A 25276-nucleotide genomic window follows, 5' to 3' on the forward strand; every position below is an offset into this window, starting at 1 on the left:
CCCAAAAAAGCGGAAGCCCGGAGATGGCCACCACCGGCAATCAAGTCCTGGTGCGGATGAAGGCAGCGCCGGTCAATCCATCCGACCTTGCCGTTTTGGTCGGCGCGCGGAGGTGAAAAATGCCCGGTATGGTCCCGGCAAATTCGTGGCCAAGGTACCCGGACCGGTCAACGCCGCGTCCAAGGCCCGTCCCGGGCTGAAGCTGCCGGCAGACAACAAAGGCGCGAGCACCGTAATTGCTGCCGGCGACAGCGACGCGGCACAGGCGCTGGTCGGGCAGCGCGTTTCGTGCGTGCCGAGCAATGCCTACAGCCAATATTGCTTGGCTTGCCGCCCGGGGCCGGGGCTATCACGCCGATTGGTCCCGTGTAACGTTGCAAGACGCAGGGATACGCCCCTGAACCTCTGATCGAAAACAACGCAAGACGACCGTGAACCATGACAAGCGGCGCAATCGCCTTATTGTGACACTGCTGCGCTCCGCGCTGCCGAGCAGTCTTCGACAGATTCAAGGACTGGCTTTGGGTCGCAACCCCGGATACGGCAGAAGCCCCAAGACATTCTTCTGGGCCATCGTCCTTGTGGCAAGTGTCATCTATTGGCCATGTAGCCTGACACAAATCTGCTTTCGCACGAACGGCGGCTAAAGGGGTCTCAGCGCGCTGATTTCTGCGGGAATATCTTTACGCCGCAAGAATCCTCGGGCTGTTTGCGCGTAGTTTCGCAGGACACCATCTTTTCCGTGCTCGCTGCTGAGTGAAGGAAAGAGCGTGATCAACTCGACATAGGAACCGCTGTCCAGCGTCTTGATCGCCTCTGTGCCCGGGAAAAAGCTTTCGCTGGGCAAGCCGTTGGAAAAGATCACCTCGTGCTGCTCGAACAAGAGGTGGTAGTAGGTTACGCTTCGGCACCCCTTCTTTATGCGCACCGCGCCGCTCTGTAATTCAGCCAGATGCTTGGCCCGGACCATCACCTGCTCTTTTTCTAGGCGTAGCAGCAGCCCATGCTGGGGCGACACGACAAGAGCGCCGTGATCGCCAAAGGCCCCGGGTTTGATCTCGACTGGCTTGAGGTGGGGCATTCGGTTCAGCTCAAGGGCGTCGAGGCGCCGCTTACCGATCCAGACCAAGGGTTTGGGACCATTATCCATGGTCACCACAAGATCACCGGGACGAAGACGTTCGATCGGCACTTTGCCCGATGGGGTCAGGATCAAAGTACCGGCTGCAAAACAGACGACGCCTGTGTTGTCGGTTGCAAAACTGCTTTGGTTCGCGCCCTGAAATGTCAGGCCGTCGCCAGGCGCGAACTGGGCATTGTTGGAATAGTCGACGGCATCGCCGCCCGGATCCGTCGCGTTGGACTGGTTCAGGATGCCGTCATCGGCAAAGTCGGCGCGCAGTTCGAAGATGTCGTCGTAAAACGCCGACAGGTCGATGAAGTCGTTGTTGGTCGTGTCACCGTCATTCAAGGCGCCGCTGTTGCCACTGTTGAAATCGGTGATCGTATCCGCGCCGTCTCCGGCGGCGTAGGTGAACACATCATCGCCGGCACCGCCATCAATGGTATCGTTACCCAAGCCGCCACTGATCGTATCTGCGCCGCTCCCCCCGGAAAGGGTGTCGTCGCCGTAGCCGCCGTCGATGGAATCGGCTCCGTCACCACCGTCCAGCGTGTCACCGCCACGACCACCCATTACGGTATCGTTGCCGCTCAGCGCGTAGATGATGACGCCTGGCGTATCCCCGATGAGCCCAGAGTAGGTGGCCGTCGCATCGAACAAGTCATCCGAGTTGGAGCCGTAGAAGGCTTCGATGTTGCTGAAACTGGCCGTCTCGCCGCCTGCTGCGATTGTGCCGTCTTCATCAGCGGTGAATGTGACCGTGGCGCCGGTTGCGAAGGATGCAAGCGACACCAGATCCTGATCGCTGCCCCCTTCGCCGCCGTCGATGACGACGCCGTCGATTCCCGGGGTGCCGCCGAAAGCGACGGAAGAATCGAATATCGAGAAGAGATCGGACCCGTCGCCACCCGACAGGGTCGCTGCGCCGCCATAGCTGCTCAGCTGGTCGTTCCCGGCACCGCCCTCCAGGCTGTCCGAGCCCTGGTCCCCCGTAAGAACGTCGTTTCCATCACCGCCGATCAGGGTGTCGTCGCCGTCCCAACCACGCAATGTATCGTTGCCCGCCCCACCGATCAGCGTATCGCCAGCTACCAAACTGACGCCGCCTTCGATGCTGTCGTCGCCGCCGCGCCCGTCGACATGGATGGCATCCGCCCAATTCGTGACAGCATCCACTGTGTCGCTGCCATCGGTCAGGTTCAGATGTTCGATTTCGGAAAACGTGATGGTATTGGTGCCATCGCTGATCGTGCCAGCCTCGCTGCCGGTATAGGTGACCGTCACAGCGACGGTCAGCGCGCTTAGGTCGATGGTGTCGAAATCTACACCACCTTCACCGCCTATGATCGTATCGGTGCCAAAACCGTCGCGCAGGATGAACCTATCCTGATCGTCGCCGCCGTCCATGTAATCGTCGCCGGACCCGCCTTCGAGCACGTCGTCGCCCGCGCCACCCGAAAGGCTGTCGTTGTCGGCGCCACCGTCCAGCGTATCGTTGCCGTCGCCGCCCTCAAGCGTATCGTTGCCCAGGGTGGCCACGATGCTGTCGTCACCCGCGCCCCCCACAAGGCTGTCATCGCCCGCCGAGTTCATCAGCGTGTCGTTGCCCGCGCCGCCGATCAGCGTATCCTGCCCAAGACCGGTGGTCAGGAAGTCGTCGCCATCACCGCCGTCGATATAATCGTCTCCATCGCCCCCCGCGATGGTGTCGCCACCCAGACCGCCAAAGATCGTGTCGTTCCCGCTGCCGCCGTCGATGCTGTCGTTGCCATCGCGCGCAAAGATATTGTCGTTCCCATCACCGCCCAGGATCGTATCGTTGCCATCGCCTGTGTCGATCGTGTCGTTTCCCGCGCCACCGTCATAATGGCGGTCGGTAATGCCCAGCGGATCGGCCCCATAAGCGACAAGCAGGTCACCATATCCGGACCCGACCACGGAGGTCACACCGCCATAGTCGAAGAAGGTAACGCCGAACCCGGCCAGTTGCGCATCGAAAGTGCCGCCGACACTCCAGGCCCCTTCGAACCCGTCGACATTGGAGAAGCTCAGACTGTCGCCAGCGCCGCTCGTTCCCGTTCCGCCCGTGGCAGAGGTAAAGAAAATGTCGACCGACGTGGTGACATCGTAAAAACTCAGGTATTCGCTGTAGTCCCCGTTATCGACGACGATCTCATGACCGCCAAAGTTGATGACGTCTCCGTCAAAGCCGTCCTCGGCATAATAGAGATCACGACCGGTGCCGCCGAGCATCGTGTCGGCACCTGCGTCAGTGTAAAACCAGTCACCGCCGGCGCCACCCTCAAGGCGGTCATTGCCCGCGCCACCATAAAGACGGTCATTCCCATCGCCGCCGACAATGGTATCGTTGCCGGACCCGCCGTCTAGCGTGTCGTTACCGGCGCCCGCCTCGATGCTGTCATCACCGACACCGCCCGTAACGCTGTCCGCGAAATCCGTCAGCACGACACGCTCGATCCCGGTGAACTGTCCGGCATCGACGCCATCGGTGAACAGCGCCTCTTCCGCCCCTATGTAGGTCACCGTGACGCCCTGCTTGTGCGCGCTGAAGTCGACCGTATCGACGGCGGCGTCTTCCTCGCCGCCGTCGATGGTTGCATCCCCAAGAGAGTCCCCGGGCGTCCCATTGACATAGTGGACTTTGAACACGTCTGCGCCGGCGCCGCCGAACAATGTGTCGCTGCCCCCGCCACCCGTGGCGATCGTGTCGTCGCCTGCGCCGCCCAGGATATGATCATTGCCGGCATACCCCGACAAAAGGTCGTTTCCGGCACCGCCGTCCATCATGCCACGGCCGTTGAAGCCGAAGGTCAGCGTGTCGTTCCCATCCCCGCCGATCAGCGTATTTTGACCATCCGCCGCAAAAAGACTGTCGTCTCCAGACCCACCGTCGACCACGTTTCCGGACCTGCGCACCGAGATCGAATCGTTCCCTGCGCCGCTGTTGATGACCATGCCTGTTGCAGGGGAATTGACCACCGTCAGGGCATCGCCATATCCGGTGAGGGTCAGCGCTTCGATCTGGGAAAAGCTGATCGTATTGGCCCCAAGGCTGATGCTCCCGCTCTCGGTCGCGCTGATGGTCGCCGTAACCGCACCCGTCAGCCCGCCAAGGTCGATGGTATCGAGATCCGTTCCGCCTTCGCCGCCGATGATGGTATCCGTGCCGAACCCGTCGGACACCAGGAACCTGTCCGACCCGGACCCGCCATCCAGACTGTCATTGCCGGTGCCTCCGTCGATGGTGTCATTGCCGGAACCGGCGCGGATCGTGTCCGCCCCGGCCCCGCCGCGAAACCCGGAGGAGGAGCCGTCCAGCGTGGCATCGACGCTGTCATCGCCGAGCGTCAGGTACTGATGTTCGATGCCCGAGAAGGTGATGGTGTTGACGCCCTCCACCAATGTCCCGGCTTCGTTCCCGGAATAGGTGACGGTGACCGCATTGGACATGTAGGACACCGCGGCCAGCGTATCCTCGTCACTGCCGCCTTCACCGCCAAGGATGGTGTCGGTGCCCAGGCTCGTTTCGTAAAAGATTGAATCCGAACCACTTCCGCCGTCTACCAGGTCGTTGTTTCGACCGCCTCCCAGCGTGTCGTCACCATCGCCCGCCAAAACGGTGTCGTCGCCAAAGCCGCCATAGACGTAATCGTTGCCGTCGTCCCCTGACAGGCTGTCATTGCCAAAACTGCCCTGCACGGTGTCATTGCCGAACCCGCCATGCACCGTGTCGTTGCCATAGTCACCGCCGAGGTTGTCTTTGCCCTCGCCGCCGTAGATCACGTCGTTGTCCTGGCCGCCGTCCAGCCAGTCGTTGCCGCTGCCCCCTACCAGCGTGTCGTTGCCATCCATGCCGCGCACGGCAAGGTTTGCGGTGCTGGCCGTTCCATCCAGCGAGTCAGTGCTGCTGCTCAGCCAAAGCTGCTCGACTTCGGAAAAGGTGATGGTGTCGCTGCCAGAAACGATGCTTCCGGACTCGACGCCGTCATAGGTGACGGTGGCCCCGGTGGTGACCGCGCGCATGTCGATGGTGTCGTCACCGATGCCACCTTCGCCGCCAACAATGGTGTCGTTGCCAAAGGCGTTCGAAATGATAAAGCTATCGCCATCATCGCCACCGTAGACGGCATCGTCGCCAGTTCCTGCGGCGATGGTATCCTTGCCCGCCTGTGCAAGGATCGTGTCATTTCCGGCACCGGAGTATATGGAGTCCGCTTCTGGAGACCCCGCCAAACTGTCGTTGCCGTCGCCTCCGTTGATAGTCGCCATAGGGTTTTGCTCCGACTCACCGAATCGGAGTTGTAAAGAAATTAAGCTGGCATTCTCTTAACTCGGCAGTTGTTTCAACGGCTTGGCCTTGCCCAAGGACTGTCTGCCTGAGCCGTTTCAGAAATGATCCGAACGAGTTTTGCAGGGTGCCGACTAAGCCAAACGAAAAACTTTTTTGGAAACGCCAAGCCGGTCTGACCTTGTCGCTGATGATCTTGGGCCGGGATTTCGAGCCTTTAGAAATGGATCAAGGCGCACCGTGACACGGACGTGGTATCGCCCGAGGATCGCGGGCTTGCGGCATGGACCGAACGGCTTTGTCGCAAGAGCCGTATCCTCAAATCGGAGAGGAATATCGTTAAGCAAGGAGGAACAGGAATGGCCCCGGTGGGCCGTTTTCCTGACGAACGCCCCCCAATTCTTCGCCAGCCATCCGCGTCATAGGCTCAGCCGTCAGGCCGCCTTGGCGTCGCAAGAAGGTGCTACATGATGCGAGATCGAGTGAGACGCATGGTTATGCGCTCAAAACGCGCAAATTTTTAGGATCAATTCCCGGCTCAAGGCATTGGGTTTTCTGTCTTTGACGGGCAAAGATACGCGCCCCTACAGTTCGCAACACAGTCGGACGCTGGACGGGCAAGGGCGGCGACCGTTTCGTTTCAGACAGCGGTTGCCGTCAGATCAAGCGATTGCGCGGTTTCACGCAGGACGCGGGCAAGGTCTTCGTGGTTGTCGTCCAGCGTCTGGTCGGCCGGGAACAGAAGGCTGATTCCCCGGTTCGCGTCGCGCATGGTCAAGGGCCGGATCACGACTTCGTCGCGGTGTATGGCCTGACGGCGTGCAAAAAGATCGGGGATGATGGCCACGCCGGCCCCGGTGGCGGCCATCAACAGGATGGAATCCAGGCTTGTGCCTTCGTAATCGTCGGAAACGATGCCGCCGCTCAGCCCGGCGATGCCATAGACGATGCGGGCCAGACGGTGCCCGGTATCCAGCGTCAAAAGCCGTTGACCGGCCAGGTTTTCGGCCCTGATACGGGGCAGCCCCGCCAGCGGGTGATCGTGTGACACGGCCACCCACAGGGATTCGGTGAACAGGGGGCGTTGGCGTGTATTCGGGTGGTCCTCGGGGGTCGAGATGATGGCGTCAAAGCGCGCGCTGCGAATGCCTTCTTCCAGGCTCAGGGTGTTTTCTTCGCGCACGATGACACGCAGGTTGGGTTGTTCGCGGTGCAGCCGTTGCATCACCTGCGGCAACAGGTAAGGCCCGATCGAGGGCAGAACCCCAAGCCGCAGTCGCCCGCCGAACGGCACATCGGACAGCATCGCGCCGCGCAGGCTTTCCACCTCGGACAGGATGCGCCTTGCGCGGCTGACGAACTCCATGCCCTTGGCCGTTGCGCTGGCGCCGCTGCGCCCGCGATTGAACAGCCGCACGCCCAATTCGGTTTCGACCGCGGCGATCTGGTTGGACAGGCTGGGTTGGCTGACGTGCAGAACATCGGCCGCAAGTCCGAAACTGCCCAGTTGGTGAACGGTGACGATGTATTCCAATTGCCGGAACGTGGGTCTCATTCATAGCTCCTGGCTATGGTAGTCATGCGATTAATGTATTTAAGCTATTCCAAATTTTACGGCAACAGGCGCGAAACACGCAAAGGAGTTTCGCAGATGCCGCCCGTATTCGACAGCCTGATCGGCAATCTCATGGTGCCCACCATCCTGTTCTTTGTTCTGGGCTTGATCGCGGCCGCCGTGCGCAGCGATCTGTCGATCCCCGAGGGCGCCGCCAAGTTCATGTCGCTGTACCTGCTGCTGGCCATCGGGTTCAAAGGTGGTCACAGTCTGGCCGACCACGGGCTGAGCAGCGATGTCTTCCTGGCGCTGGGTGCGGGATTGGCGCTGTCGTTCCTGATCCCTTTCATCGCCTTTGCGCTGCTGCGGGTCATGACGCGTTTGGACGCGATGAACGCTGCGGCAGTCGCGGGGCACTATGGGTCCATTTCGATCGTGACCTTTGTGGCGGCCTCCAGCCTGCTTGAGCTGTCTGGCGTATCCTCGGACGGGTTCATGGTGGCGGTGGCCGCCACGATGGAGGTGCCCGCCATCCTTTCGGCGCTATGGATCGCCCACAGGTTCGGCAAGGATACCGGCGCCGGCTGCGTGCCTTTGCGCGAACTGTTCGCCAATGGTTCGATCGTGTTGCTGACCGGGGCCTTTGTCATCGGGGCCGTGACGCAGGAAAAAGGGATGGAGATGATCGCCCCCTTTGTCGTGACCCCCTTTACCGGGATCTTGTGCCTGTTCCTGCTGGACATGGGCCTGAACGCCGGGCGCAGCCTGCTGCGTAACCGGCATTTTCTGAGCCTGGGGCTGTTTTCCTTTGGCCTGCTGATGCCGATCATCGGGGCGGTTCTGGGCCTCTGCCTTGGCGCTGCCATCGGTCTGCAAACCGGCAGCATCTTCTTGTTGATGGTCCTGTCGGCATCGGCGTCCTATATCGCGGTGCCCGCGGCGATGCGGATTGCCCTGCCGCAGGCCGAGGCGGGGATTTACCTGACGCTTTCCTTGGGTGTGACCTTTCCTTTCAACATCACGGTCGGTCTGCCGCTGTATCTGTGGCTGGCCAGCCTTGTCTGACGGTTGACTGCAATCCGGGCCAAGGGGGCAGGCCGCCGGAAACCGTGCCCGCCCCCTTGGCCCGGATTGGCCATTGGGCATTTCCTTACCTTGAGCTTTCTTCGGTGCTGAGCCACCACTTTGTGACGGGTCCGATTGGTCGGGCCGCAGGATCAGGCCCAGTACGAAAGACAGCCGAAGATGACAAAAATCACGCGACGTGGCGCGCTTTTGGGTGCCGGAGGGCTGTTGGGCTGGGGGATGTCCGGCGCACTTCGGTCCAATCTGCCGGTTTATGATGGCACCGACAGGATTGTCGCGACCACGGGTCCGACCGTCATGAACGATGCCAGCGGACTGTCGGCCACGCCGATCCACAAACACATCGTCGTCACGCAGGATGCGGGCGACACTATGATCGACCTGATCCGCCGCGAACTGGCCGAGGCGCAGGCGGACAAACGCCCGCTGAACGTTGGTGCGGCCCGGCATTCGATGGGCGGGCAGGCCATTCCGCGCAACGGAACGGCGCTGACCTTTGACAACGGGTCGGTTGCGCTGGACAGCGCTGGACAGGCCTTTCGGGTGCATTCCGGGGCGCGCTGGTCACAGGTTATCGCCGCGCTTGACCCGGCCGGGTGGTCGCACAAGGTCATGCAATCCAACAACGATTTCGGGATCGCCGCGACCTTTTCCGTCAATGCCCACGGCTGGCCGGTGCCTTTCGGGCCGATGGGCGCAACGGTCCGGTCCTTGCGGATGGTGCTGCCCTCGGGGGAATTGGTGACCTGTTCGCGCGCGCAGAACACGGAGTTGTTCAACCTGGCCATGGGCGGCTATGGGTTGATCGGCGTGGTCGTTGACCTTGAGGTCGAGATGGTCCGGAACACGCGCCTTGTGCCGACCTTCGACAGGATGCAGGCGGGCGGGTTTGCACAGGCCTTTGACCAGGCGATCAAGGACCCGGCCGTGTCCATGGCCTATGGCCGGCTCAACGTCGAGCGGGACAGCTTTTTCGAAAAGGCGCTTTTGATCACTTACCGCGAGGACGATGACCAGACGGATATTCCGCTGGCGTCCGGGTCAGGCTGGATGTCGCACGCGGCCAGCCGCCTGTACCGGGCGCAACTGGGCAACGAACGCCTCAAGGGGTTCCGCTGGTGGACCGAAACCCGCGTCGGCCCGGCGCTGGGATCGGGCGCCGCGACACGCAATTCGCTGATCAACGAACCGGTCGTGACGCTGGATGACCGCAACCCGGACCGCACTGACATCCTGCACGAATACTTTGTCGGTTTCGACGCCTTCGACGATTTCCTGACCATCTGCCAAAAGATCATCCCAGCCTCGTACCAGGAGTTCCTGAACGTGACCCTGCGCTACGTGGCGCAGGATGACGAAAGTGTTCTGTCCTACGCCAGGACGCCAAGAATCGCGGCGGTCATGTCGTTCAGCCAGGAGCTTACCCAACGGGCCGAGGCAGACATGGCCCGCATGACACGGGCCTTGATCGACCGCATCACCGCGATCGGCGGCAGCTATTACCTGCCCTACAGGCCCCATGCGACGCCCGATCAGATGGCCGCCGCCTATGCCAGGGCCGGGGAATTCGCCGCCGCCAAACGACAATTGGACCCGGGGCTTGTTCTGCGCAACGCCCTTTGGGACAGCTACCTGGGACAGCTATGACAAACCTGCAAAAACTATGCCTGGGCTATTTCGCAGCCCTGATGGCCGCGGCCTCGTTGAACTATATCCCCGGCCTGACGGATCAGGACGGGCTGGCCTTTGGGATCTTTGCGCTGGATCTTTATGACGATGCCCTGCACGTGGCCTCGGCGCTTTGGGCGCTGATTGCCGGACTTTTGTCGCGCGCCGCCGCCCGCAATTTCCTGATCCTGTTCGGTCTGGCCTATCTTGGCGATGGGGTCTTTGGGTTCTTTACCGGCTATGGATTCCTGGACCTGGGGATATTCACCAATGCTTCGGCCGGGCTTGACCTGTCGCTGCCGCGGGTGCTTGCCAACCTGCCGCATCTAGCGCTTGGCGGGATCGCGGTCTGGGCCGGCTTTTTCTGGAACGGTCAACGCGGATGAGCCGGCTTTGGAAAATCCTCAAGCGGCTTTTGCTTGTGGTGGCGGTTCTGGTGCTGGGGCTGTTGGCACCGGTCGCCTATACCGAAACGATGTGCCGGGGGACGGCAGTGGCGCGGCCCTATGCGCCGCTGATCGCGCCGGAATTCCAGCGCCCGGAATCGCGTACCCTGATGACCTATCCCGAATGGGACATCGTCCACGCCTACGAGGATTACGCCCGGGTCATCGCCACGGGCGATCCGCATGACTATGGGTTTCTGCGCGGCATCGGCGGGTTCTGGACGTCGCTTTGCGCGCTGTCCCGCACCGCCCCCGCGCACGGAGAGATCGACGGAGAAACGCGGCAGATGGTCTATGTGATCGGCGTCAGCTTTACCGCCGAATTTCTGTTGAAGGCGGCCTACGAGGAAACCCTGGGCCGGCTTTTCGCAGCGCTGCGCGGTCCTGAACGCGCGCCTCTGGATGCACTTTCCGCCCGTCAGGCGGCGCAGTATGCGGCGTTCTTGCAGCAGGTTCCCTGGTACAAATGGCAATTTCGCGAGGATGCGCAGGACCTGCGCGCCGCCGCCACCATGGCGCTGCGCGACCGTGAACGCGGCCTTGCGCTGGGCCTCGAATACGGGGCCAAGGCCGCCTATGCCGGGATCATCGAACAGGCGGTTGCGCAGGTTGGCGCGGATGAACTGACGCTGCGGATGATCGTCACCGGGGCATCGCCGGACCAGATCGCCGGGTTCAAGGGCGTCACCGTCCTGCGCCAGCACCCCGCCGGGACCGAGATCGAGGTGCCGCGCTATCGCGCGCTGACACATCTTCTGGTGGCTTTTGCCAAGGCAGGCATGGCGTTCGTCGAAATCGCCGGGAACGACGATATCCTGTTCACGGCCCTGTCCGATGCACCACAAGCCCCCGGCGCCATTTTCAGCCGGGCGCGTCAGGGCGCGGGGGATTTCCGGCACCTGATCGTGGTTCCGGTGGCAGAGTTGGCCGACCGGCTGCGCCAGCTTGATGCCTTGGGGCTGCGGCTGGAGCATGTGCATGACTATTAGGACCGTCCTGATCGGCGTTCCAGCGATGCTGCTGGGCTGGATCGTTACGCTGGTTCTGGTCGCCCTGCTGAGCGATGCCGCACCCGCCTATGCGGTGCTGTTTCCGGATGGTGCGTTTTTGGGCGCCCTGCCGCGCGATGTGTCAATCTTGGCCAGCTCGGATTTCAGTGTCACCGTGACGTCAGACAGCCCTGGGCTGGCCGCAACGCTATACCGCCAAGGCGCGCTGGTCGTGTTGCCGGCCGGGTTGCGCGGGTGCCTGCCGATGCCGCGCCCATGACGGGCGCGGCTCAGGGCGTTTCGATCTGCGCAGGCAGGAAATCGACCTGAGGCGCCCCCAGCGCCCGAAAGGCGCGTTGGCGGCAGGACAGGACGATGATCTGCAGATCCTGTGCCGCGCCGTGCAGCGCGTTGAACAGATGTTCGATGCGGTCGTCGTCGGAATAGACCAACGCATCGTCCAGGATCAGCGGCGCATGCCGCCCGGCCTTGGCCAGCAGTCTGGCAAAGGCCAGCCGGACCAACAGCGCGATCTGTTCCTGCGTGCCGCCTGACAGCGTGTCGATCGGCTCGGTCTCGCCTTTGCGGATCATGCCGCTGGGCAGCAGGGTATCGTCCGACCAGACCAGTTCGGCATCGTCCCACAGCTCTTCCAGCAGGGGGCGCAGTTCTGCGGCGATGGGGGCATAATACCGGTCGCGCGCGGCGGTTTGCGCGCCTTGCAGGGCGGCGGCCAGACGACGCAACACTTCGACCTCAAAGCTGACACGGTCCAGCCGTTCGCGCGCCGCCTCAAGCCGCAACCGCGTGTCCTGCAGGGCCTCTTCGACACCTTCTTCGGCGCGGGTGTCGATGATGGCACGCAGTTCGGCAAGCCGCAGGCGCGCGGTCTGGATGGCGTCGGCGCGCTGCTGGATCACCGCGCGGATCCGGTTCAGCCGGGCCGTTGCCGCCGACAGGTTGGGGGCACCATCGGCCAGGGCCCGGTGCCGCGCCTCTGCCTCTTCTGCCGATAGTCTCAGCGCCTCGATCCGCTGCCTCTCGGTGTCATCGTGCTGATCGGGCAGGTCCCCGGCCGCCTGTCTGGCGCGGTCCAGGCGCGCCGCCGCGGCGCTGGCATGGGCGCGGGTTTCCGTCGACAGATCTTTGGCGGCGTCGCGCCGGGATCGGCTTTCGGTTTCGACTTCGCGCGCCAGGGACAGTGCTTGCGCCGCCGCATGGGCCGCCGCCTCGGTGGTTTCGGCGTCGGGCAGGGGGGTGTCGTCGCCATCGTCGATGACGGGCAACCGCGCCAGATCGTTGCGCAGCGCCTGCAGGCCCTCGGGCGCCAGGGTTCTTAGTTCCTGCTGGGCCAGTTGCGCCATGCGCAGCGCATCGGCCCGGGCCAGCGCGGCCTGCCGCATCTTGTCCAGATCGGGCCAGCCCGCGGCATCAAGTGCCTGAGACAGCGCCATTTCGGCCTGTTTGACCGGATCGGCCGCGCCGTCCTGCGCCGGGCTGATGGTCAGGGTTCCGATCCCGGGTATGTCGATGCGGCTGCGCCCCGTCACCGCATGCACCATGCCGTCGGGCATGGGCGTGCCGTCCAAAGCCAGCAGCGGCGCGCCATCGTGATACTGTACCGTCAGCTTGGGCCCGGCGGCTTCGCGCACGGCGCGGGCGGTTTCCAGTTTGCGTTGCAGCGCCTCGATCCGGTCCACCACGGCCTGCTCGGGGCCGCGCCCGGCCTCGGCCAGAGCCTTGGCGGCCCGGGTTTCGGCCGCTTCGGCCTTTGTCAGTACCTCGGACATCTTCTGCCGCTGGGCGACGGCGGCCTGCGCCGCGTCGCGTCGGGCCACGCGCTGAACATGGTCCCGGGCGGTTTTTTCGTCCTGTTCCGCCGCGCGCAGGGCGGCAGAGGCTGTTTCCCATGCGGTGGTTGCCTCGGTCAGTTTGTCCAGGGCGGCCTTGGCAGCGGTTTCGGTCTGGGCGGCAAGGCCTTGCGCGTCGCGGCGTTCCTTGCGGCGCTGTTCGGCGGCCTTTGCCTCGGCCAGGGCCGCGCTATGGGTCTGGCGGGCCAGAGCGGCCTCGGTCGCGGCCTGGGCAACCTGCGATGCATGGCGTTCGGCATCCTTCAGGGCAGCCTCGGCGGTGTTCAGGTCCTGCGTGTCGCGGGCCCGGGTGTCCGGATCTTCGAGATCGCGCAACTGCGTGCCAAGGCGGCGGCGTTCGGTCAGGGCATCGTGCAATTCGTCCGCCTGGGCGGCCAGGCGGGCTTCCCGGGCTTGCAGATCATCGACCAGCGCCTGGGCTTCGGCCCAGGCCCCCCCGGCCTTGGGCCGCCCGGTCGAGGTTTGCAGCTGGGCCAATTCACCAAGGCAGCTGTCCAGCGCACCATCCATGGTCTTGCCGCCGGTCAGATCGTCCATGGCGCCGGTGATCATGGTCAGCAGGTTGCGCCGCTGTTCGTGTTCTTCGCCCTTGGCGTCCTGTCCGCCGTATTTGCCGTCCACCGACAGCGTCACCCGCCCTTGGCGCACCCAAAGCAGTCCCGAAGGCCCGCTGCCGTCGCCCCGGACAAGATCGGTCAACCAATGTTCCGCGTCGTCGCCCTGATGGCGCAGGGTCCCTCCCTGCCAGGCGCGGATTTCGCCGCCGGACCCGCGCTGCCATTGTTTGCGGACGCGCCATTCCTGGCCGTCGACCTCCAGCGTCAGGGCCACGGCGATCTTGCCGCCGGAATGCGGTTGCAGCGCGGCGATCTCGGCGCGCCAGGCGGAATATTTGACGAAAAAGAAGGCGTGCAAGGCGTCGAACAGCGTGGATTTTCCGCTTTCGTTCGGCTGGCACAGCAGGGTGATGCCGTCAGCGATGGGCCCCACCGTCACCGGATCGGTAAAGCGGCGCACATTGTCGAGCGTGATGGAGCGGATTTTCATGCGGCGCCCCCTGCGACGATGGAATGCAGCCTGCGCAGCGCGGCCGCCGCAACCTGCCGTTCGCGTTCAGACAGCGCCGGGTCGGTGGAATCGGCGGCCAGGGCGTCGGCGGCATGGCGCAGGGCCCCGGTCGGGGCGATTTCATCCAGATCCGAGGTGTCCAGGTCCAGGTGCAGGCCCGTCACGTCAAAGTCAAAATGGCAGAATTCAGGGCCGATCTGCGCGCCGAGCCCGGACAGCTGCGATGCCTCGGCCAGCCGGGCGCGGCCCGAGATCTCCAGCTTGACCAGCGTGTCGCGGCGCGGGCTTTGCGGCAGCGCCTGCGTGATGGCCTGCAACGGGTCGTCGCCCGGCAACAGCGAAACCGACAAGGGCGCCCAATGAAAGGCGCCAATCGCGATCGGTGTCACATCGGGCCGGGCGCCCGGCGCGGCGATCGACACCAAAAGGCAGCCGCCCTGACCAAGGTGGCGGAAATCGGTGTATTCCGGCGCGCCCGAATACCAGACCCGGTCCGAAACCTTCATCTGCCGATGCCAATCACCCAGGGCAAGATAATCCAGACTGGCGCGTTTGTCGCGGTCGGGGGCGATGACGCCGGGGCGGGCCTCGTCCTCGCCAAAGCCGGTGATCGGCCCATGGGCCAGCCCGATACGGATCACCTCGCCTTCGGTCGCGGCAAGCGCCTCGGACGGATCAGAGGACGGGTGCCGGGTCATCAGCGGGGCGGGCAAAAGCACCGCGCCGGGTTGCAGGGTACGCGGCTCTGTCGTGGTCATGGTCTGTATGTTGGGGTGGCCAAGGGCTGCGATCTGTTCCCAGGTTGCCTGAGCTTCGCGCAGGTTGTCGTGGTTGCCGGGCATCAGCCACCAGGTGATGTCCGATGCTTCGGCCATTGTCGCAATGGCCTGCCGCCAGGTGGTCGGGGCCGGGGTCGGAACGTCAAAGACATCGCCCGCCACAAGGATATGCGGTGCATCGTTTGACCGCGCCGCCTGGATCAACCGGACCAGCGACTGGTGGCGGGCTTCGGTCAGGCGGGGCCCATCGGTGTAGGGCCCGAACGACTTGCCCAGGTGCAGATCCGACGTATGGAGAAAGCGCAGGTCAGTCATTCGGGCGTCCTTGGTCAAATCAGAGCGCGCCGAAACGGGCGCGGCAAGGTGACTATGCCCGCAGCCTTCGGGCTCTGCCACAGGCAAGTTTCTGATTTGATGGCCGGAACGGCAAGCCCCCGGTCAGTCGTCGGCCCCGATCAGCGCGGTCAGAACCGCGCGCGCGTCCTTCGACGCCCAGTCGGCATCGCCGGTCAGCCGGGCGACTTCCTGCCCGTCGGGGTTCAGGATCAGCGTCACCGGCAGGCCCAGCACACCCATTTCGCGCGCCAGCGCCGATTTGGGATCGCGGTGCAGCGGCAGGTTGTCGACGCCGATTTCCTCAAAGAACTGCTTCATCTTGGGCGGCGGGTTGCGCGAGGTGGCGATGGTCAGCACCTCGAAACGCTCGCCGCCAAGGTCGGTTTGCAACGCCGCAAGCATCGGCATTTCCTTGCGGCAGGGGGCGCACCACGTGGCCCAGAAGTTCACCAGAACCCATTTGCCCTGCCACTGCGACAGGGTCAGCGGCTCGCCCTCGAAGGTCATGAAGTCGGCTGTGCCGGCGGCTTTGGGTTCGGCATGAAAGGTCAGTTTCTTCATGTCGCCGGCGACAGCGGCCTGCGCCGCGGCCGTATCGGCCAGCGCCGGATTTGCAAGCGCCAGCGTGGCGGTATAGAGCAGCGCAAGACCAAGGTTTCTCATATTCCCTCCGAAGGACAACGTGATGTCGGACAAATCCTCGAACCAGATGTGGGGCGGCCGCTTTGCCGCTGGGCCCGATGCGATCATGGAGGCAATTAATGCCTCGATCGGTTTTGACAAGCGGTTGGCGGCGCAGGATATCGCAGGGTCAAGGGCCCATGCCGCCATGTTGGCCGCCACAGGCATCATCAGTGATAGCGATGCTGACGCGATCCGGGAAGGGTTGCTCACGGTGTTGTCAGAGATCGAGGGCGGAACGTTCGAATTTTCCACCGCGCTGGAAGACATCCACATGAACGTCGAGGCGCGGCTGAAAGAGGTAATCGGCGAACCGGCGGGGCGGTTGCACACGGGGCGGTCGCGCAATGATCAGGTGGCGACGGATTTCCGGCTATGGGTGCGCGATCAGCTGGATGCGGCCGAGGCCGGGCTGCTGGCGCTGATCCGGGCGCTGCTGGTGCAGGCCGAGGCGGGGGCCGATTGGGTCATGCCGGGGTTCACGCATCTGCAGACGGCGCAGCCGGTGACCTGGGGCCATCACATGATGGCCTATGTTGAAATGTTCGGGCGCGATCTGGGCCGGGTGCGCGACGCGCGGGCGCGGATGAACGAATCGCCGCTGGGGGCTGCGGCGCTGGCCGGGACGGGGTTCCCGATTGATCGGCACATGACGGCGCAGGCGCTGGGATTTGACCGGCCCATGGCCAATTCGCTGGACGCCGTGTCGGACCGCGATTTCGCGCTGGAGTTCCTGGGCGCCGCGTCGATCTGCGCCATGCACCTGAGCCGCTTTGCCGAAGAGTTGGTGATCTGGTCCTCTGCGCAGTTCCGCTTTGTCACCCTGTCGGATCGGTTCAGTACCGGGTCGTCCATCATGCCGCAGAAAAAGAACCCCGATGCGGCGGAACTGATCCGCGCCAAGGTGGGCCGCATTTTCGGCGCGAACGTCGCGCTGATGATGGTGATGAAGGGGCTGCCGCTGGCTTATTCCAAGGACATGCAGGAAGACAAGGAGCAGGTCTTTGACGCCGCCGACAACCTGATGCTTGCGCTGGCCGCGATGGAGGGGATGGTGCGCGACATGTCCGGCAACAAACCCCAGCTTGAAGCCGCCGCGGCGTCTGGTTTTTCGACCGCGACCGATCTGGCCGATTGGCTGGTGCGCGAAACCGGGCTACCTTTCCGCGAGGCGCACCATGTCACCGGGGCGCTTGTCGCGCTGGCGGAAAATAAGGGCTGCGATCTGCCCGACCTGTCGCTGGAGGACATGAAGGCGGTGAACGCCGCGATCACGGAAGGGATCTTTGACGTGCTGACGGTGCATAAATCGGTCGCGTCGCGAACCAGCTACGGTGGAACCGCACCGGATCAGGTCCGCGCGCAGGTGGCCCGTTGGAAGGAGAAACTGGCATGAGGATCGCCCTGATCCTGGCCTTGTTGGCCCTCGCGGCTTGCGGCGCGGATGGAGACCCCATCCGCCCCGGCGCCGAACAGTCAGACCAATGAGCTTGCGCCACGTCTGGCTTGCCCTCGCGCTGTGGGGCGCGGTGCATCCGATGTATTATTTCCTGACGTTCCTTTCGCAGAACGACTGGGACATCTGGGTGATGATCGACGCCTGGTACGTCAATGCCTCGACCACGGGCCTGACCTGGGATCTGACCATCGCGGCGATCACACTGACGCTGTGGATATTGGCCGAGGTCGCGGTACGGCGGAACGTGATCGCCCTGCTGGCGATTCCGGCGACCTTCTGCATCGGCGTCAGCTGCGGGTTGCCGCTGTACCTGTATTTCAGGTCAAAGCCCCTCTGAAGGGCGGCAAGGGGGCGCTGCCCCCTCGGCCTGCGGCCTCACCCCCGGAGTACTTGGGCCAAGAAGAAGCCGGAACCGCTTCCTTTTTTGCTCTTCTTCTTGGGGAAAATACTCCGGGGGAGTCCGAAGGACGGGGGCAGCGCCCCCTTTCCTTGCCTCGCTCTCTGGGCTACATCGGCGCTGATTTCGCGCAGGAGGCCGCCTTGGATCATTTTCTTTATCGTGACGGGGCGCTGTTTGCCGAGGACGTGCCTATAGCCGAGATCGCAGCGGCGGTCGGAACGCCATTTTATGTCTATTCGACAGCCACCCTGGTCCGGCATTACCGGTTGTTCGACGAGGCGCTGGACTGGGGTCCGCATCTGATCTGTTACGCCATGAAGGCGGCCAGCAATCAGGCGATCCTGAAAACCCTGGCCGCTGAAGGCGCGGGGATGGACGTGGTTTCGGGTGGTGAATATGCGCGCGCCAAGGCCGCGGGTGTTCCGGGCGAGCGGATCGTCTTTTCCGGCGTGGGCAAGACCCAGGGCGAAATTCGCTTGGCGCTTGAAGGGGGTCTTCGGCAGTTCAACGTCGAAAGCGAACCCGAGATGCGGGCGATTTCAGAGGTGGCCAGTGCCATGGGTGTTGTCGCGCCGATCACCATACGCGTGAACCCCGATGTCGACGCCAAGACCCATGCCAAGATCGCCACGGGCAAGTCCGAGAACAAGTTCGGCATTCCGATTGCCTGGGCGCGCGAGGTCTATGCCGAGGCGGCGCGGCTGCCGGGGCTGAAGGTGGTGGGCATTGATGTGCACATCGGATCGCAGCTGACCGAGTTGGCGCCCTATGAGCTGGCCTATCAGAAGGTGGCGGAACTGACCGAGGCGCTGCGCGCGGATGGCCACGAGATCACCCGTCTGGATCTGGGCGGCGGTCTGGGCATCCCCTATACCCGTTCGAACGAGGCGCCGCCGCTGCCGTCGGATTACGGTGCCTTGATCCAGCGCACGTTGGGCCATCTGGGCTGTGAGATCGAGATCGAGCCGGGGCGGTTCATCGCGGGCAACGCGGGGCTTTTGGTGTCCGGTGTCATTTACGTCAAGCAGGGCGACGGGCGCGCCTTTTTGATTCTGGATGCGGCGATGAATGACCTGATCCGCCCGGCCATGTACGACGCGCACCACGAAATCGTGCCTGTTGATGAGGCAGAGCCAGCGGCGGAATTGTCGCCCTATGACATCGTCGGTCCGGTCTGCGAGTCGGGTGATACCTTTGCCAAGGGGCGGTTGATGCCCCCGGTGCAGGCCGGTGATTTGTTGGCGTTTCGCAGTGCCGGAGCCTATGGCGCGGTGATGAGCAGCGAGTACAATACCCGCCCGCTGATTCCCGAGGTTCTGGTCAAGGGCGATCAATTCGCGGTTATCCGCGCAAGGCCAACCTTTGACGAGATCATAAATCGCGATACCATCCCCGAATGGCTGTAGGGTGTCGTCCTTGCGGCGAGTGATCCGCAAGGAGCGATGCATGGCGTCCGGCAAGTCCGATCTCAAGGATATTCTTGGCGAAATTCGCTGGCCTCTGCTGCTGACCCGGTGGGGGATGGTGGCGGAACGGCTGGTGCGGGCGTTCTGGCCGCTGTGGTCGATCCTGATCGTCGGACTGGCGCTGTTGATGCTGGGTGTGCAGGACACGGTCGCGGTCGAATGGGTCTGGGGCATTGGGGCGGTTCTGGGGCTGGGCGCGCTTTGGGCGCTGGTGCGCGGGGCGCGGCAGTTCCGCTGGCCGACGCGGGACGGTGCGCTGTTGCGGCTGGACGGAACGCTTCGTGGCAATCCGATTCAGGCGACCATGGACCGGCAGGCCATTGGCGCGGGGGATGCCGCGTCTTTGGCGGTCTGGAAGGCGCATCAGGAACGTATGCGCGCGCGGCTGCGCGAAGCGCGGGCGGTCGAACCGGACCTGCGGGTGTCGCGCGCTGACCCCTTTGCGTTGCGCTATGCCGCCTTGTTGATGCTGTCGGTGGCGATCCTGTTCGGATCGCTGATGCGGGTGCAATCGGTGACGGGAATGGGGGCCGGTGGGCCGGACCTGACCCAGGGCCCCAGCTGGGAAGGCTGGATGGCCCCGCCGGGCTATACGCGGATGCCGTCGATTTACCTCAATGACATCATCGCGGGGTCTTTGGAGGTGCCGGAGGGCGCGCAGATCACCTTGCGGATGTACGGCGAGGTTGGCGCGTTGGTGGTGGACGAAACCGTATCGGGCCGCCCCCTGCCGGAAGAAGCGGCGCAAGCCACCGCGCAGGATTTCGAAGTTGTGCGGTCGGGCCAACTGGCCATTGACGGGCCGGGAGGCCGAGTTTGGGACATCGCGATGATCCCCGACATCGCGCCGACCGTGGTTCGCGAGGGCGAAATCGAGGTCAGCTATGAGGGCGAGGCGCAGATCCCGTTTGCTGCCAGCGACGATCACGGGATCGAGGCCGGGACGGCTGTTTTTACCCTGTCGCTGGAGGATGTGGATCGCCGCTATGGCCGCCGTATGGCGCCCGAGGCGCGCCCCGCGCTGGAGGTTCCGTTGCCGATGCCGATTTCGGGCAGTCGGGCGGAGTTTACCCAGTCTCTGGTCGAGAATTTCTCGCTTCATCCCTGGGCCAATCTGCCGGTGCGGCTGGAGCTGAGCGTATCGGATGCGCGTGGGCAGAAGGGCCTGTCGGAACCCCAGGTTCTGACTCTGCCGGGACGCCGGTTCTTTGACCCCGTGGCGGCGGCGCTGATCGAGCAACGTCAGGCGCTGTTGTGGAATCGCGACAATGCCCGCGACATTTCGATGATCCTGCGGGCGGTTTCGAACAAACCCGGCAGCCTGTTTCGCAAAGAGGTTCTTTACCTGCGGCTGAGAACGCTTTTGCAGCGGATCGAGGTTTCGGCACGCTATGGGCTGAGCGATGAGGCGCAGGCCGAGATTGCGCAGGCGATGTGGGATCTGGCGCTAGAGCTGGAAGAGGGGGATCTGGATGATGCCCGCGAGCGGCTGAAACGGGCGCAGGAGCGGCTGGCCGAGGCGATGAAGAACGGCGCCTCGGATCAGGAAATTGCCGAGTTGATGCAGGAACTGCGCGAGGCGACGCAGGATTACATGCGGCAACTGGCGCAGGAACAGCGCCGCCAGGCCGAACAGAACCCGGACATGGCGCAGCAGGACCCGCAGAACATGATCGAGATGTCGCAGGACGATATCCAGCGCATGATGGACCGGATTCAGGAACTGATGGAAGAAGGCCGCATGGACGAGGCCATGGAGGCGATGCGGCAGCTTCAGGAAATGCTGGAGAACATGCAGATCACCGAAGGCCAGGGCCAGGGCGGCCAGTCGCCGGGTGAACAGGCGATGGAAGGCCTGTCGGAAACCCTGCGCGACCAGCAGGAGCTGTCGGACGAAGCGTTCCGCGATCTGCAAGAGCAGTTCAACCGCGGAGAGGGCCAAGAAGGTCAGCAACAAGGGCAGCAAGAGGGCCAGCAGGGTCAGCAACAACCCGGGCAACAGCAAGGCGAGGGCCAAGGCCAGCAGCAACCCGGCCAGCAGCAAGGTCAGGGGCAAGAGCAAGGACAAGGCCAGAACGGTCAGTCGCTGGAGCAGAGCCTGGCCGATCGCCAACGCGCCTTGCGGGACGAGTTGAACCGGCAGAGGCGCAATCTGCCAGGGCAGGGCACCGAAGGCGGCGAAAGCGCGGCCGAGGCGCTGGGCCGGGCCGAGGGGGCCATGGACGGCGCCGAAGAGGCGCTGCGTGACGGCGATCTTGCCGAGGCGATCGACCAGCAGTCCGAAGCCATGGAGGCGCTGCGCGAGGGCCTGCGCAATCTGGGCGAGGCGCTGGCGCAACAGCAACAGCAAAATCAGGGCCAGCAGGGCTTTGCCGAGGGCGGTCAGCCGCAGGAACAACGCGACCCGCTGGGTCGTGATCCCGGGAATTCCGGTCAGGTCGGATCGGATGAGGGGCTGTTGCAGGGTGAGGATGTCTATCGTCGGGCGCAGGAACTGCTGGACGAATTGCGCCAGCGGTCGGGTGACGCAGAGCGCCCCCGGGCGGAACTGGATTACCTGGAGCGGCTTTTGGACCGGTTCTGATCTGATTGAGCGCCTGCGGCGCGCAGGTGTCTTGTTTGCGCCCGGGGCGGATGTTGGGGCGAAAGACCGGCGCCTGCGTTTGTGGCGACGGGCGGATGCCTCCGGCGGGAGTATTTGCGCCAAGAAGAAGATCAGGTGTGAGGATCGACCTTGCCGCGCAGGGATTTGACCTCGGCGCGCTCTTTCTTGGCTTTGATGCGACGTTTCTTTGAGCCCAGGGTGGGGCGCGTCGCGATGCGCCGTTTGGGTTTTTCGCAGGCCTGGCGGATCAGTTCGGCCAGACGGTCACGCGCGATTTCGCGGTTGCGGGCCTGACTGCGGGTGTCTTCGACCTGGATGACCAGCGTGCCCTCTTTGGTCCAGCGCCGTCCGGCCAGTTTGCGCAGGCGGTTCTTGACCGGCGCGGGCAGGTTGGGTGAGCGCTCGGCCTCGAAGCGCAGTTCGACGGCGGTCGAAACCTTGTTGACGTTCTGGCCGCCCGGACCGGACGAGCGGATGAACTGTTCGGTCAGTTCCCAGTCTTCGATGGTGATGTGGTCGTTGATGCGCATGGGACTTTGCTACAGCAGATCGCGGGCGTGGTGAATGGCAGGGGTAAACGAAAAGGGCCGCCCCTGCAGGCGACCCTTCGAGAATTAGGAGGCGGGGCCGGTTAGGCTGCTCGCCAGTTGGGGGAATTCGCGCCCCAGGGTCTGCCCTAGATCGCTTTTCCTCCGACTGTTCCGACACCTCTCTCCAATGTTTCTCTGACCACTGGATCACCTCCTTTCAGCTGTTAAAACGCGCGAGGCGTCATGGCTGATGTGGGGTGTTCCCGCACCGCCGCCTCAAGATGATGTTGGCACGGGTAAGGTGATCCACAAAGACTTTTTTTCCCTCAGGCCGGAATTTCCGGCCGGGTCGCCCGCGAAACGATCAGTTTGAAGGGGACCAGGGCGATCAGGGCGAGGGACAGTTTCACCAGCCAATCGGCAAAGGCAAGCGACACCCAGAGCGGCGCCATGGGGCCCGCGTTCATGAAGGGCACGGCCTCCCATGCCCAGTTGATGGCGCTGTCGGCGTCGGCGCCGAACAGGGTGATCGTGGCGGAAAAGGCGATGGAAAAGAACAGCACGGTGTCGAGGGCCGAGCCGACCAGCGTCGAGATCAGCGGCGCGCGCCACCATTTGCCCGCGCGAAAGCGGTTGAACACGGTGATGTCGGTCAGCTGCGCCACGAGAAAGCCGATGCCCGAGGCGACGGCAATGCGCAGCGGTACGGCGGCGTATTCATAACCGTCGCCCTGCAGCATGATCTGGCTGCCGATCAGCGAACACAGGACGCCGGTGACAAAGCCGGCGGCGACGACCTTGCGCGCGGGGCCGGCGCCATAGACGCGGTTCATCACGTCTGTCACCAGAAAGGCCAGCGGATAGGTGAAGGCGCCCCAGGTCAGCAGGCCATCAAGCACAAGGAATTGGACGAGGATGTTCGAGGCCACGACGATGGCGGCCATGGCAAGAATGCCGGGAAGGTAAGTGCGCGTCATATCGGTTACCCGTTTTTGCAAGGTTGCGGGGACTTGGCCCGGCAGGGTGCCGGACGGGCGGGCTTTAACGCTTGGTCGATTGTGACGCAAGGGATTCCGTCACGGCGTATTCCACGAACTCGGTCCGCTGCAGAAAGGGGCGAAAGTTGTCGTCCGAGACCATGGTCATCCGGATCGTGCCGTCATTGGCGCGCCAGACCGAGATGCCTTCGAGGTTGTCGTGCCTGAGCGCGGGGCTTTCAAGAAGCGTTTCTTCGCGGTGGACCTTGTCTCCGGTCACATCAAAGCGCCGGACGCGGCTGCGAAATCCGTAGCCGGTGAACTGGCGTTCCAGCAGGTAAAACCAGCCATCGGGGCCGAAATCGGCACCCACGGGCAAAAAGCCCGCATCGCGGCGCAGGCTGAAAGGCTGGCTCCAGCCTTTGCCGTCAAAGCGCCAGACCGGAAAGGGCCGGGTCATCTGCCCCGAGCGTTCGGGCAGGGTATACAGCCGCCCCCGCGCGTCGATGGCCAGCGCCTCGAGCCCCGAGTTGGCCTGCAAACCCTTGAAATCCTGCGCGCGGGGCAGGGCGGTTGCCTTGCCGCCGGGGGAATAGGCCCAGACGCGGTGCCGCCATTCGAACGAGATGAACAGCGTGCCATCGTCCGCCAGTGCCAGCCCTTCGGAATCGGCAAGGGCATCCTTTAGCGGTTGGCCCTTGGGGTCGCGCAGCGCCTGCCAGCCAGCGTTCTGAACCCCGGTGATGCGGGTCTTGTCGCGGGTAAAGCTGCCCTTGACCAGCTTGGCGCGGTCGCTGAGCGCGACAAAGCCCATGCCGTTGTCGGTGATTTCGATGCCCGACAGGCCGCCAAGTTCGGCATCGCCGCTGCGCCAGGTGTAGCTGCCTAGATATGTGGCCTTTTCCGCCGCCAGCACGGTTGTGACCTGCGCGAAAAGGCAAGTCAGACCGACAGCCAGAAGGCTGCCCAGGTTTGGGGTTTTCATGTCCTGGACCGTTTCAGTTCGAGGTCAGCACCTGGCCGCATTGACCGGGAAGGTCCGCCAAGGTCAGTTCGCGCTTGGGTTTGGGCGCAGGGGCGTTGGGATCGGGCGGCGGCGGGTTCAGGATGTTGCGCACCCACTGTTCGGCATCGGCGCAGCCATCCCCGGCGGGCGGCGGGCTTTGATCGACGCAGCCTTTGGCGCCCTTGGGGCAGTTCAGGCGTACGTGGAAATGATAGTGGTGTCCCCACCATGGCCGCACCTTGCGCAGCCAGGCGCGATCGCCCTTTTCATCGTTGCACATCTGCACCTTGGCGCCGGGAAAGATGAAAATCCGGGCGACGCGCGGGTCGCTGGCGGCGGCCTTGATGATTTCGTGATGGGCGCGGGTCCAGTTGTTGTTGGTATAGGCGCCCGACGAACGGCGCATCGAGATGGACGAGATGTTCTCGCGCTGCTGGACAGTGAGGTTCAGATCGTTTGCAGGCAGCATCCAGATATCGGCATCAAGGCCGATCTGGTGGCTGGCGTGACCGGTCAGCATGGGTCCGCCGCGCGGCTGGCTTAGATCGCCGACATAGAGACCCTTCCAGCCGGGCTGGCGCGCGGCCTTGCGGCTGAGGTCCTGAACAAAGTCGACCAGCTCGGGCTGGCCCCAGTTACGGTTGCGCGACAGGCGCATGGCCTGCCAGGTCGGCCCGGTTTCGGGCAGCTGGGCGGCCCCGGCCTGACAGCCCTTGGAATAGGACCCGAACGGCGCGGAAGGCTGAGCCGAGGCACTGGCCTTGGCGCCGAACAGTTGTTTGGCCTGTTTCGACGACAGGACCGGATCAATCGGCTGCGCGGGTGCCTTGATCCTTTCGCCGGAAATATCGCGCCCCTGCCCGCCGCCGACACAGGCGGTCAGCGTTGCGACCAGGGACAGGGTCAAGAGCACTCGGAACAT

Annotated in this window: 18 protein-coding genes and 1 pseudogene; 10 read left to right on the top strand and 9 right to left on the bottom strand. The window is 63.8% G+C overall.

Features of this window, described 5'->3' with window-relative positions; translation table 11 throughout:
- Positions 1 to 643: 643 nt before the first annotated feature.
- Positions 644 to 5413 carry a Hint domain-containing protein gene (locus tag QF118_RS03815; protein WP_282301325.1) on the bottom strand — a complete coding sequence of 1590 codons (4770 nt, stop codon included), beginning with the start codon at positions 5411 to 5413 and terminating at the stop codon, positions 644 to 646.
- A 202-nt stretch (positions 5414 to 5615) separates the two neighbouring features.
- Between QF118_RS03815 and QF118_RS03820 the strand changes: the two are divergent.
- A pseudogene (locus QF118_RS03820) lies at positions 5616 to 5779 on the top strand (IS3 family transposase); the annotation flags it as partial.
- A gap of 293 nt (positions 5780 to 6072) precedes the next feature.
- Here QF118_RS03820 and QF118_RS03825 read toward each other — a convergent pair.
- Entirely contained in the window at positions 6073 to 6987 is a 915-nt protein-coding gene (locus QF118_RS03825; protein ID WP_282301326.1) for a hydrogen peroxide-inducible genes activator, read from the bottom strand.
- A 96-nt stretch (positions 6988 to 7083) separates the two neighbouring features.
- Here QF118_RS03825 and QF118_RS03830 point away from each other — a divergent pair, with 96 nt between their 5' ends.
- The 5 genes from QF118_RS03830 (at position 7084) to QF118_RS03850 (ending at position 11456) form a co-directional block, all read left to right on the top strand.
- Entirely contained in the window at positions 7084 to 8052 is a 969-nt protein-coding gene (locus QF118_RS03830; protein WP_282301327.1) for a sodium-dependent bicarbonate transport family permease, read from the top strand.
- 180 nt (positions 8053 to 8232) lie between these two features.
- Positions 8233 to 9720 (top strand): FAD-binding oxidoreductase, encoded by a 1488-nt coding sequence (locus QF118_RS03835; protein WP_282301328.1) that lies wholly within the window; start codon positions 8233 to 8235, stop codon positions 9718 to 9720.
- Complete coding sequence (locus QF118_RS03840; protein WP_282301329.1) at positions 9717 to 10127, top strand: DUF4383 domain-containing protein; 411 nt, start codon at positions 9717 to 9719, stop codon at positions 10125 to 10127. The genes QF118_RS03835 and QF118_RS03840 overlap by 4 nt, the downstream gene beginning before the upstream one ends.
- Positions 10124 to 11176: a hypothetical protein gene (locus QF118_RS03845; protein ID WP_282301330.1), complete on the top strand. Its 1053-nt coding sequence runs from the start codon at positions 10124 to 10126 to the stop codon at positions 11174 to 11176. Before QF118_RS03840 ends, QF118_RS03845 begins: the two co-directional genes overlap by 4 nt.
- Positions 11166 to 11456 carry a hypothetical protein gene (locus QF118_RS03850; protein ID WP_282301331.1) on the top strand — a complete coding sequence of 97 codons (291 nt, stop codon included), beginning with the start codon at positions 11166 to 11168 and terminating at the stop codon, positions 11454 to 11456. The genes QF118_RS03845 and QF118_RS03850 overlap by 11 nt, the downstream gene beginning before the upstream one ends.
- 10 nt (positions 11457 to 11466) lie before the next feature.
- On the opposite strand, the gene QF118_RS03855 is transcribed toward QF118_RS03850, so the two are convergent.
- From QF118_RS03855 to QF118_RS03865, 3 genes are all read right to left on the bottom strand, one after another.
- Positions 11467 to 14094 (bottom strand): AAA family ATPase, encoded by a 2628-nt coding sequence (locus tag QF118_RS03855; protein WP_282301332.1) that lies wholly within the window; start codon positions 14092 to 14094, stop codon positions 11467 to 11469.
- Positions 14091 to 15209, bottom strand: a complete 1119-nt coding sequence (locus QF118_RS03860; protein WP_282301333.1) for a metallophosphoesterase family protein — start codon at positions 15207 to 15209, stop codon at positions 14091 to 14093. Before QF118_RS03860 ends, QF118_RS03855 begins: the two co-directional genes overlap by 4 nt.
- A gap of 123 nt (positions 15210 to 15332) precedes the next feature.
- Positions 15333 to 15893: a TlpA family protein disulfide reductase gene (locus QF118_RS03865; RefSeq protein WP_282301334.1), complete on the bottom strand. Its 561-nt coding sequence runs from the start codon at positions 15891 to 15893 to the stop codon at positions 15333 to 15335.
- 22 nt (positions 15894 to 15915) lie between these two features.
- On the opposite strand from QF118_RS03865, the gene argH reads away from it, so the two are divergent.
- From argH to QF118_RS03885, 4 genes are all read left to right on the top strand, one after another.
- Positions 15916 to 17307: an argininosuccinate lyase gene (gene argH / locus QF118_RS03870; RefSeq protein WP_282301335.1), complete on the top strand. Its 1392-nt coding sequence runs from the start codon at positions 15916 to 15918 to the stop codon at positions 17305 to 17307.
- Positions 17308 to 17395: 88 nt separating this feature from the next.
- Entirely contained in the window at positions 17396 to 17707 is a 312-nt protein-coding gene (locus QF118_RS03875) for a DUF2834 domain-containing protein (RefSeq protein WP_282301336.1), read from the top strand.
- 203 nt (positions 17708 to 17910) lie between these two features.
- Entirely contained in the window at positions 17911 to 19176 is a 1266-nt protein-coding gene (gene lysA / locus QF118_RS03880; protein ID WP_282301337.1) for a diaminopimelate decarboxylase, read from the top strand.
- Between the two features lie 40 nt (positions 19177 to 19216).
- Complete coding sequence (locus QF118_RS03885; protein ID WP_282301338.1) at positions 19217 to 21820, top strand: TIGR02302 family protein; 2604 nt, start codon at positions 19217 to 19219, stop codon at positions 21818 to 21820.
- A gap of 131 nt (positions 21821 to 21951) precedes the next feature.
- On the opposite strand, the gene arfB is transcribed toward QF118_RS03885, so the two are convergent.
- From arfB to mepA, 4 genes are all read right to left on the bottom strand, one after another.
- On the bottom strand, positions 21952 to 22371 hold the full coding sequence (arfB, locus tag QF118_RS03890; protein WP_282301339.1) for an alternative ribosome rescue aminoacyl-tRNA hydrolase ArfB: 420 nt from the start codon (positions 22369 to 22371) through the stop codon (positions 21952 to 21954).
- A 326-nt stretch (positions 22372 to 22697) separates the two neighbouring features.
- Positions 22698 to 23348 carry a queuosine precursor transporter gene (locus QF118_RS03895; protein ID WP_282301340.1) on the bottom strand — a complete coding sequence of 217 codons (651 nt, stop codon included), beginning with the start codon at positions 23346 to 23348 and terminating at the stop codon, positions 22698 to 22700.
- 64 nt (positions 23349 to 23412) lie between these two features.
- Positions 23413 to 24333: an esterase-like activity of phytase family protein gene (locus tag QF118_RS03900; protein ID WP_282301341.1), complete on the bottom strand. Its 921-nt coding sequence runs from the start codon at positions 24331 to 24333 to the stop codon at positions 23413 to 23415.
- Positions 24334 to 24346: 13 nt separating this feature from the next.
- The gene (gene mepA, locus QF118_RS03905) at positions 24347 to 25276 is read right to left on the bottom strand and encodes a penicillin-insensitive murein endopeptidase (RefSeq protein WP_282301342.1); all 930 of its coding nucleotides are present in this window, start codon (positions 25274 to 25276) and stop codon (positions 24347 to 24349) included.

This window comes from Tropicibacter oceani (assembly GCF_029958925.1).
In the GTDB taxonomy this organism is placed as follows: Bacteria; Pseudomonadota; Alphaproteobacteria; order Rhodobacterales; family Rhodobacteraceae; genus Pacificoceanicola; species Pacificoceanicola oceani.